General features: G+C 45.2%; 9 protein-coding genes. 6 read left to right on the top strand and 3 right to left on the bottom strand.

Annotation, left to right across the window (positions count from 1 at the left end; all coding sequences use genetic code 11):
- The 6 genes from ACKPQ5_RS08360 to ACKPQ5_RS08335 all read left to right on the top strand — a co-directional run.
- Positions 1-895, top strand: an 895-nt coding sequence (locus ACKPQ5_RS08360; RefSeq protein WP_407678650.1) for a substrate-binding domain-containing protein, incomplete at its 5' end; no start/stop codon positions are given.
- Between the two features lie 121 nt (positions 896-1,016).
- Entirely contained in the window at positions 1,017-1,895 is an 879-nt protein-coding gene (locus tag ACKPQ5_RS08355; RefSeq protein ID WP_407678649.1) for a GntR family transcriptional regulator, read from the top strand.
- Positions 1,892-2,941 carry a family 43 glycosylhydrolase gene (locus tag ACKPQ5_RS08350; RefSeq protein WP_407678648.1) on the top strand — a complete coding sequence of 350 codons (1,050 nt, stop codon included), beginning with the start codon at positions 1,892-1,894 and terminating at the stop codon, positions 2,939-2,941. The genes ACKPQ5_RS08355 and ACKPQ5_RS08350 overlap by 4 nt, the downstream gene beginning before the upstream one ends.
- Before the next feature lie 195 nt (positions 2,942-3,136).
- Positions 3,137-4,405, top strand: a complete 1,269-nt coding sequence (locus ACKPQ5_RS08345; RefSeq protein ID WP_407678647.1) for a Gfo/Idh/MocA family protein — start codon at positions 3,137-3,139, stop codon at positions 4,403-4,405.
- A gap of 98 nt (positions 4,406-4,503) precedes the next feature.
- Positions 4,504-5,490, top strand: a complete 987-nt coding sequence (locus ACKPQ5_RS08340; protein WP_407678646.1) for a c-type cytochrome — start codon at positions 4,504-4,506, stop codon at positions 5,488-5,490.
- Positions 5,487-6,932: a hypothetical protein gene (locus ACKPQ5_RS08335; RefSeq protein ID WP_407678645.1), complete on the top strand. Its 1,446-nt coding sequence runs from the start codon at positions 5,487-5,489 to the stop codon at positions 6,930-6,932. Before ACKPQ5_RS08340 ends, ACKPQ5_RS08335 begins: the two co-directional genes overlap by 4 nt.
- A 28-nt stretch (positions 6,933-6,960) precedes the next feature.
- Here ACKPQ5_RS08335 and ACKPQ5_RS08330 read toward each other — a convergent pair whose 3' ends face one another.
- The 3 genes from ACKPQ5_RS08330 to ACKPQ5_RS08320 all read right to left on the bottom strand — a co-directional run.
- Positions 6,961-7,551 (bottom strand): SanA/YdcF family protein, encoded by a 591-nt coding sequence (locus ACKPQ5_RS08330; RefSeq protein ID WP_407678644.1) that lies wholly within the window; start codon positions 7,549-7,551, stop codon positions 6,961-6,963.
- Between the two features lie 185 nt (positions 7,552-7,736).
- Positions 7,737-8,696, bottom strand: a complete 960-nt coding sequence (locus ACKPQ5_RS08325) for a D-2-hydroxyacid dehydrogenase (RefSeq protein WP_407678643.1) — start codon at positions 8,694-8,696, stop codon at positions 7,737-7,739.
- Positions 8,697-8,711: 15 nt separating this feature from the next.
- On the bottom strand, positions 8,712-9,657 hold a 946-nt coding region (locus tag ACKPQ5_RS08320), incomplete at its 5' end, for an FG-GAP repeat domain-containing protein (protein ID WP_407678642.1).

Below are 9,657 nucleotides of genomic sequence, written 5' to 3'. Positions count from 1 at the left end.
CTCAAAAACGCTCAGTGCAGATGTGGACGATTGGGCTGTGGGCCGGGAGGCCGCGGAAAGTTTTTCTTTCACAGGATTTAAAAGCCTCGCCTGCTTGGGTAATGGAACCCCGTACTCTGATCAACGAATTGAAGGTTTCCATGAGATAATCTCAAAAAATAATATCCCCTTCTCGGTTCATATCGAAACTGGATTCGAGGACACTCGATACAGCGAATCATTTCATCACCCCAGCGAAGCGATGGAATCATGGTTACATAAACTGCCCAAACCAGTCGGTATTTTTGCGGTTCATGATCCCTTGGGCAGGTTTCTGTGTAGTGCATGCACTCAATTAGGATTGGAAATACCCACTGAAGTTTCTGTGATTGGAGCTAATAATGACCCTCTGGTTTGTGGGTTAACTTATCCCATGCTTTCGAGCGTTTCCATTCCCTGGGATTCTCTTGGTGAACAAGTGGCTGCCGCGATGCAAAAAATGATTGCGGGAGAGAAAGTCTCTGTTAAAGAACCCCTGCTCATACAACCAAGCGGGGTCATCCTTCGCCATTCTGCCAATCACCTGGCAATTGAGGATCCGCTTCTTAGACGGGCGATGTCCTTTATCTCCGAACGCATGCAGGATCCAATCTCAATTGGTATTCTTTGTAGCGAATTGAACATTCCACGCCGCACCTTAGAAAGAAAATTCAAAGAACACTTCAAATCCACTCCCTGGGAAATGCTTTGCCAATTACGAGTGAAACGAGCCAAGCAATTATTAGCAGAAACCAACCATTCAATTTCAATGGTCGCGGAACTATGTGGTTATAATGATGCCGAAAGGATGGCGGTAGTGTTTAAAAGGCTTACTGGTAATGCACCGTCCTTCTTTCGCAAAACACTTAGAAAATAAACCTAACTACCCACCTACTTCCTTATCCGGTAAGACGCTTAAAAAGCCTCGAATCTTATATTTTACTTTGTAGACAAAAAAAAGTTGCGACTCATTAAAAACCTTCTATAAACGAGGGGCTGTGACTCTTGCCTCCCAAATTCAAAATGACCTCGGCTTTCATCTGGAAAGGGGTCGATCTCTCCCCGCGCCTTTAACGATGGATGGATTAAGTGGGCATTACGGAGTGAGCTATACCCCGATTCGAAAAGCGATCAGTGGATTAGTGGAGGAGGGTTTAATCGTCAAGAAGAGTAATGGAAGACTTGAAGCCACTGGTTTACAAACAAAGATAAAAAAGAAAAGAACAGTCTCAATACCCAAAAAAGAAGACCCTATTCGTTCAATCACCCAGGAACTTGTACACCTAAGCCTTACTGGGGAAAACACTTTCGTACGCGAAGAATCCACCGCTAAAAAGCACAAATTAAGTCGAGCAGCCGTTCGACAAATTTATTACCGATTATCAGGCGAAGGTTTGCTCAAGCATATCCCAAGACGAGGCTGGCAGGTTAAGCCTTTTCGCCAAGAGGACTTACAAGCCTTTATTGAAATTCGCGAGGTAATGGAATTAAAAGCCTTGGATCTCGGAAAAGCAAAACTCTCGACCGCGGAAGCAAAAAAAGAATTAGTAAGAATTCGTAAATCTAACCAATCACCCATCGAGCAGGGAGGAGCCGTTAGTATCGACAATTCTCTTCACCAGTACTTGTTAAAACTGGCCAATAATCCATACTTAAACGATTTCTTCGATCGGCATGGAAAGTACTATTCTATTTTATTCGAATGGGAGGGCGAAGATAGAAAAGCCGCAACCGAAGCGGTTGCCCAGCACCACGGAATTATCGATGCGTTACTCGATGAAAATTGGCCCCTAGCAAAGAAACGACTTTCCTATCATTTATATGAAAACCACCCTGTACTAAGTAATTTAAAATACTCAAAATATACAAATTCATGATCAAATATACCTGGAAATTCTTGGTTACACTCGCACTTGGAACTTTTCTTTTGGGAATCCATGGTGGGGCAAAATTAAAGGATACAATCGTGATTAACGGAACAGACTGGGTGGATACGGAGGGTCGTAGAATATCTGCTCACGAAGGAGAACTCGCACGATTCGATGATTATTTTTACTGGTATGGCAGCAGTTATAAAAATAACCCACAAGGCAAGTTTCGCATGACTGCAGGGCCCGTGTGGAATGGGGTACAGGTCTATCGTTCGAAAGATTTGAAAAATTGGGAATACCGCGGGGTTTGCCTGCCCCGACCTGAAAGTGGGTTTGGAAAAGTGGGAGCAACCGGAAGATCCCATGTACTCTACAATCAAAAAACAAAGCAATATGTCATGTGGTATCGATGGTTTATTGCCATGCCAGCCTCTTTTCTAATGGTCGCTACTGCAGATAACCCGGAAGGCCCATTCACCCCCTTGGGCGCCCGTGAAGTCGGAACATCCACTGGGTTTGGATCAGATATGAATGTATTCAAGGACGAGGACGATAAAGCCTATCTTATTTACTGTGACCACAACCAGCCAGACGCAGAGGGAGGAAACTGGCGATATGCCATTCGTATTGACAGCCTAAGCGATGATTATTTGAGCAGCAAGCGCGAGGGTGTAATCGTCTTTGACCGGGGGAGAGAGGCTCCCGCGATGACCAAGTACAAAGGGAAATACATAGCAGTCGCCTCGGGCGTGCACGGATGGTCGGCCACCGAAACCTCCTGTTCTACCGCAGACTCCCCCTTGGGAAATTGGAAAAACCAAGGCTATATCAGCGAAAACAAAACCTGGAATTCTCAGGTAAGCGACCTGATCTACTTAAAAGAATCGAACCAGGTAATGGCCCTGTGTGACCAGTGGTGGATTCCTGACCGGGCAGACATAGATAAGTCACGCTATCTCTTTCTTCCCTTAAGAATTAACAGCGGAAAAGTAAGTATGGAATATTTGGAAAAATGGAATCCTCTCATCCACCCCCAAAAATCCTCCGACTAGTTCGCTCAAGATTCAAGTCAAAGTTATCCTCTTATATCCACACACACCAATACGGCTCCATTCACTCGATCTAAATTATACGATCAATTTCCCATAATTATTTGTAGGAATCGACCAGTTTATAATTATTCAGAAATAAGTTACTTAATATAGAAATCCACAATTTAAAATATAACGATTAAACGCTAATAAATCATGACAAATAAAGAATACGAAAAAGATGGCTTACAAGAAATAAAGGACTTAGGGAACAGTGATCTATCAAGACGCGGCTTCATTCAGGGAATTGGCGGTGCTGGTGCAATATTGGGCTTGGGGGGAAAGGCTATGGGGGCGAAAGCCCCAAAGGACGCGGACGGAAACATCATTCCCGGATTTGAGAAGATCAAGGAAGACCCCAATGCATCAAAGGGATGGAAAAAAGTGTCCGACCGTAAAATCAAGGTGGGGATCGCAGGTTATGGCCTTTGTTCATTTGGAGGTGCCTTCTTTTATCAAAGTCATCCGAATGTGGAAGTGGTCGCAGCCACAGATCTGGATCCCGCTCGCTGCGCCCGTTTAGCAAAGGCAGTTGGGGCGAAAAAGACCTATCCTTCATGTGAAGAAATGATCAAGGATAAGGAAATTGAAGCAATCTACATCGCCACTGATGCACCCAGCCACGCACGATTAGCAACCAGTGCATTGCTACATGGAAAACATGTCGCCTCCGCGGTCCCTGCTGTATTTGGCTTCAAAGCTGAGGAAGAGGCAGAAGATTTATTCAATGCGGTTAAGAAAAGTGGAATGAAGTACTCGATGAATGAAACTTCGACTTTTCACGCCGACCTTTGGCTTAAAAGAAAACAATACCAGGCGGGTGCATTGGGAAAAATCATCTACTCGGAAGGTGAATATTATCACGACTTCGGCCCTAATGGATTACCCGGATACAACCCAAAGAACGGCAAGATTGATGTAAACGGATGGCGTCGCGGACTTCCTCCGATGTGGTACCCCACCCATTCAAACGCCTATTACGTTTCGATTACCGGTGGCCGCTTTACTGAGGTCTCCTGTCTCGGTACCCCTGGTCTCTACAATGAACACAAGGAAAATCAATGGAAGAATCCATTCGGTACCGAGGTAGGTATGTTTAAAACAAGCGAGGGTGGGATTTCCCGTATGGCAGTGAGTTGGGATATGAAAAATGCCCATGGTGAAAAAGGCAGAGTGTACGGACAAAAGCCCCACAATCCAAAAATTAATGGAGATCGCCCATCCCTTCCCCCAGGCGTGGGAGCTGGCGGACACGGTGGATCACATGGTCAATTGACCAATGACTTCATCGAATCCATCTTACTGGACAGACAGCCCACCGTGAATGTAAGCGATGCCTTGAACATGACGGTGGCAGGAGTGATCGCCCACAAGTCTGCCCTTAAAGGTGGTGAGTGGATGAAGATTCCACAGTACGATTTATAATCAAAATTTAAAGCTCACAGGTTGCCCATAGGGCTTAGATCGAATAGTGGACTTATATGTCTATCTTTAGACTATTTATAAAATCCCTCCTTCGAGTAATGCTTACAAAAGTATTACTCTTGGGGGGCGGGCATTATTTGTTAGGCAATCCAAAGGAACCGGATCTGAGTACAGATTCATTATTCAAGTCCAGTGGTTGTGTTGCCTGTCACCGAGTTACCCAACAACACATTGGCCCGTCCATGGTGGCGGTGGCAGATAGATATGCAAGTGACCCAAATGCATTGGGCATCATCCTCCATTCCCTCAAATTGGGAGGCACTGGAAAGTGGGGTATGAATGAGATGCCTCCACAGGTTCAACTCAGGGAAGAAACGCATAAGCGATTAGCAAGTTGGATAGTAGAGATCAGAAAATCTCCAAAACTCGATCAATGGACTAAAGATGAAGAGATCGAATTGGCCAATAATCCGCAAACTCTTTTCGATCAGGCAACCAGTCCAGAAATTCAACTTCCGGAAAAACGAGAAGGTACTGTGGTCAAAGTAGGCGACCGACCCGTTATTTTTCGCACCTATCTACCGGGGGCAAGTTCGCGGGCAATCGCAGTCGGTTTACCGGGAAATAGATCCTATGCATTTGATGCCACCCAATGCCGTTTACTCTACTTTTGGAAAGGTGGTTTTCTTGACTTCAAAAAGTCATGGACTGGGCATGGGGGTTGGTATTCTCACTTACTTGGTCCAAAAATATTCACCGCTCCACCCCATTTCCCTCTTCGTTTAGGAAATTCGGAAGAGATTCAAAAAGTTAAATTTAATGGCTATCGCATGGTTCATGGACAACCCGAATTCCTATACCGAATAGATCAGTTAGATGTACGCCATCAAATCACTTTTCAACCCGAAGAAGATATCATTGTGCAAAAATTCTTTCTTTCAAAAACAGAAAAGAAAATATTCTTTATTGGCGGGGAGAACCCGCAAAATTTATCATCGGAAGATGGAGAGTGGCGTGACAATGCACTACTCATCGACCCAGTCAGGCAGGAGACTTTTACTATCTTCACTCAAGTAATTCGATGAAGAATTTAATTCCCTCATTACTGATAATCTTTTTCTGGACTACTCCCCTTTTAAAGGCTCGGGAATCATATCGTGTAGAATCATTGAGTACCCCACCTGGTGTTGTTTGTGAGGTGACCGGTTTGGACTACACCCAAGATGGAACTCTCTACCTCTGTACCCGGCAGGGAGATGTGTGGTCAGAAAAAAAGGGCCAATGGAATCGCTTTGCTTATGGGCTCCACGAACCCATGGGCTTATGTATTGGAAAAGAAGGTGAAGTTTATGTGTCCCAACGACCAGAAATCACTCAATTAATTGATGAAGATGGCGATAATATATGCGATTATCAGAAAACGATTTGTGCGGATTTTTCCATGGAGACAAACTTCCATCAATACACCTATGGATTAATTCAAGACCGCACGGGTAATCTATTTGGCACCCTATCCTGTGCTGGCCTCACGAGACCAGATGGCACCCCCGGCAGTGCCAGAGGATATTCTCCTACCCCCTATCGAATGTGGTCCTACCAGGTCACACCCAATGGTCAGTTCATTCCCTGGTCTGCCGGTTTACGAAGTGCCAACGGAATTGGCTTTAATCTTGATGGAGATCTCTTCGCTGCGGACAATCAGGGAGATTGGGTAGCCACCTCCATGCTCCATCATTTAAACAAAGGAGATTTCCATGGCCATCCGGAAGCGTTAAGATGGGATGAAAATTTCACGCATCGAAAGGATCCTGAAAATGCACCAATCAAATTATTGGCGGGTATGCGAAAACCCCCTGCCGTTCATTTCCCCCATGGTGAGTTAGCCAACTCACCCGGTTCTCCAATATGCGATACCACCGCAGGCAAATTTGGTCCCTTCGCGGGTCAGTTGTTCATTGGCGATATCGTACATCCAAGAATCATCCGAGTTGCACTTGAAAAAGTGAATGGTCAATACCAGGGAGCCTGTTTCTCATTTTACCATGCGAAAGGACTCAAGTCAGGTATATGCCGCCTAGTATTTTCTCCAAGCGGGGATTTGATTATTGGTAGGGCTGGTGAAGGTAATTGGGCCCGTGGACTTGCCGGTAGAGGTTTACAAAAGATTGCTTACACCGGAACAGATCCATTTGAAATTCATAGGATCAATTTAATACCTGATGGCTTCACTTTTCATTTCACCCAACCCCTTGCTTTAGACCTAAAGGCCAAATCAGTGAATGTTGAAACCCTGAGCTACCGTTATCAATACGGCCCCAATTATGGATACCCTAAAAGTGATAAAAAGAAAATTGTACCCGATGAAATTATCATTTCCAAAGATAGAAAATCCGTACAAGTAAAGATACCAGGCTTAGAAAAACGAAAAATTTACCAGTTTTCAGTTATGGGAGTAAGAAATCAGACTGGCCAAAGCCTTCGAAACTCAACCGCCCACTACACTCTCAACGAATTACCTAATCAATAAACCGGTTCTGGAAACGATCACGATTCCTCTATTTGATAATTACAGGCTCACCCAAAAATTTTGGCTGCCTGTTAAGGAACTTTACATCCAATAAAGCTTTTCCACGGGCAAGGCATTCCCTTAATTCCGTCTTGAGGGAACCGAGTCCGGAAACTCCCTGTGGGGCATATCCAATCAGGTCAATATCGTGGGCCAATCCAAGATAAATAGCCCGTCGTACATGAAAGCCCTGCGATATCACAATGAATTGATTTTCTTTAAACACCTCTTTGGTACGAACGACTGAATCAAGTGTACTCAATCCAGCATAGTCACAGTAAATCTTGTTTCCTGGTACTCCAAGTGCAATCAAATCCTTTTTCATGGTGGTCGGTTCATCATAATATTTCGTCGAATTGTCTCCACTTACGAGTAGAAATTTAACCTTATCCGAAAAATACAGCTCTTTGGCCGCATCGATCCGTTGTTGGAAATATAAATTTTTTCGCCCATTGCTTAGATACTTGGAACATCCCAATACTAATCCAATTTTCCTTTCGGGAACTTCCTCAATACTATTGTAAACTTTCCCTTGGGAAACGGAGTCTATCTCATATTTGGCATAATAGACGACTGACATGAAAATGCTTACAACAAGCAGACAAAAAAGAAAGAATCGCCTAAATACTTTTTTCAATGGTTTATGCGTAATCCAAAATAATGGAAAAACGAGCTACTAAAAATTGGACCTGATCCTATGCAATACATCTTTCTTCAGATTACCCCATTCTTAATTAACTCCAAGATTATTTAAATAATGAACTCCTAGTTCACCCTATTCTGAGCATCCCCATTCAAGTAGGCAGATAAATTCTCTGCGGCGATGGCAAGTAATCGCCTTCTCGCCTGTAAACTGGCCCAGGCAACATGTGGCGTGATCACACAATTCTTGGCAGTAAGCAATGGGTTGTCGGCGGAAGGTGGTTCGGCACTCAACACATCCAGCCCGGCTCCGGCAATCGTTCCTTGGGTCAAAGCATCCGCCAGTGCCTGCTCATCAATCAGAGGCCCCCGGCCAGTATTTATAAGAACGGCCGAGCTCTTCATTTTTTGCAAACGCTCGGCATTCACCACTCTGTCCGTCTCCGGAGTCAATGGACAATTCAACGACAAAAAATCCGCCCGGGCAAAGACCTCATCCACTGGTAACCATTCGACCTCATGAGATAATTCAAATCGGTTCATGCTCGACTGATGAGCCGCAATGATCTTCATCCCCATCGCATCGGCAACCCTGGCCAACTTTCTCCCAATCGTCCCCAGTCCGATAATGCCCAGTGTCGACCCGCTCAATTCATTCAGCGTGCCCAATGTAAAAGAGAAATCCTTCGAGTTCACCCAGTCTCCCTGATGCACCGCCTCGTCGTGTATGCTTACCTTGGAACTGAAATGTAGCATGAACGCCAAGATATGCTGGACCACTGAGTCCGTACCATACCCCGGAATATTGGTCACACAGACTCCCTTTTTCCCGGCATGCTCCAGATCAATCACATTGGTCCCGGTGGCCAGCACTCCAATGTATTTCAGATCTGGTAGCTGATCCATGATCCCCGCATCCATGACCACCTTATTGGTAAACACCACATCACAACCCGCACATCGAGAAACCACATCCTCTGGCTTCGTCCGATCATGCACCGTGAGCTCTCCCAATTCCTCAAAAGCATCCCAGCTCAAATCCCCGGGATTACTCGTATACCCATCCAATACTGCAATTTTCATAAAAATTTAATAAGATTATTTCTTTGGATTCTTAAACCAGACCACATTCTGGCTGCGTTGGCCTGCGACTAGGATATCCTTGTGTCCGTCGCCATCTAAATCGGTGATCATAGTATCGTAAGCCATTTGATCGCGACTGAGAACATGGCGGGTGAAGTTGCCCTTGCCATCGTTCTCATACCAGACCGCCAACTTGGATTCATACCCGACCGTACTCATATCGATATCTCCGTCCCCATCAATGTCTCCAAAATCAGTGGAGTGGGTGGAATCAATGGTATCATCAATCATATGCTGTTTCCAATCGGGTGCCTCAAACCAGAGAACCCCCATCCCATGGCCACGGGTCGCGAGGATATCGATCTTACCGTCTCCATTCACATCCACGGGAGCCGCATGAGTGGCTCCGAATTGTTCTCCGGCACCGGGGAGTAATTCCTTTCTCCAGGGCTTGGTGATATCCTTCTGTGAATAATAGACCGCAAAGTAATTTCCATTCTCAAAGGGTTTTCCTTTGGCACCCATGGCAAAGTCGATGCGCCCGTCTCCATTAATATCCCCAAAATCAAAATAATGACTGCCTCCCTGTGCCGTACCTTTGGCGAGGGGAATAATGGTCCAAGTGATGGGTTTCTTTTTCGAGAGCTTGGGCTTGAGCCAGCAAACGGATCGGGAATAGGGTCCCTTATCATCGCTAAAATCATTGGTGATCAAATCATTCTTACCATCTTGATCGATATCGAAGGATCGGAGGCAATGGACGCCAAAAATTTCATCAGTAATCAGATGCATTTCCCATTGAGTGGAAGTGGGATTTCGATCTGGGCATTCAAGCCAGAACACTTCACGAACATAGGAACCCACAAAGTCGAGATCTCCATCCCCATCGACATCATGGAGCACACAATGAATGCAACGGGGCTTCATCTTGGCATACCGAGGCTCGGCTTTCGCAAATATA

Origin of the sequence: Candidatus Seribacter sulfatis (assembly GCF_964187635.1) — a bacterium.
Lineage (GTDB): Bacteria > Verrucomicrobiota > Verrucomicrobiia > Opitutales > Seribacteraceae > Seribacter > Seribacter sulfatis.
The sequence above is the reverse complement of the archived record's forward strand: the minus strand, read 5'-3'. Positions and strand labels throughout refer to the sequence as shown.

What these genes read in the sequence shown, in the direction of transcription:
- ACKPQ5_RS08340 (WP_407678646.1), top strand. Translation starts at nt 4,504, where the DNA reads ATGCTTACAAAAGTATTACTCTTGGGGGGCGGGCATTATTTGTTAGGC.
- ACKPQ5_RS08330 (WP_407678644.1), bottom strand. Translation starts at nt 7,551, where the DNA reads ATGTCAGTCGTCTATTATGCCAAATATGAGATAGACTCCGTTTCCCAA.
- ACKPQ5_RS08325 (WP_407678643.1), bottom strand. Translation starts at nt 8,696, where the DNA reads ATGAAAATTGCAGTATTGGATGGGTATACGAGTAATCCCGGGGATTTG.
- ACKPQ5_RS08345 (WP_407678647.1), top strand. Translation starts at nt 3,137, where the DNA reads ATGACAAATAAAGAATACGAAAAAGATGGCTTACAAGAAATAAAGGAC.
- ACKPQ5_RS08350 (WP_407678648.1), top strand. Translation starts at nt 1,892, where the DNA reads ATGATCAAATATACCTGGAAATTCTTGGTTACACTCGCACTTGGAACT.
- ACKPQ5_RS08335 (WP_407678645.1), top strand. Translation starts at nt 5,487, where the DNA reads ATGAAGAATTTAATTCCCTCATTACTGATAATCTTTTTCTGGACTACT.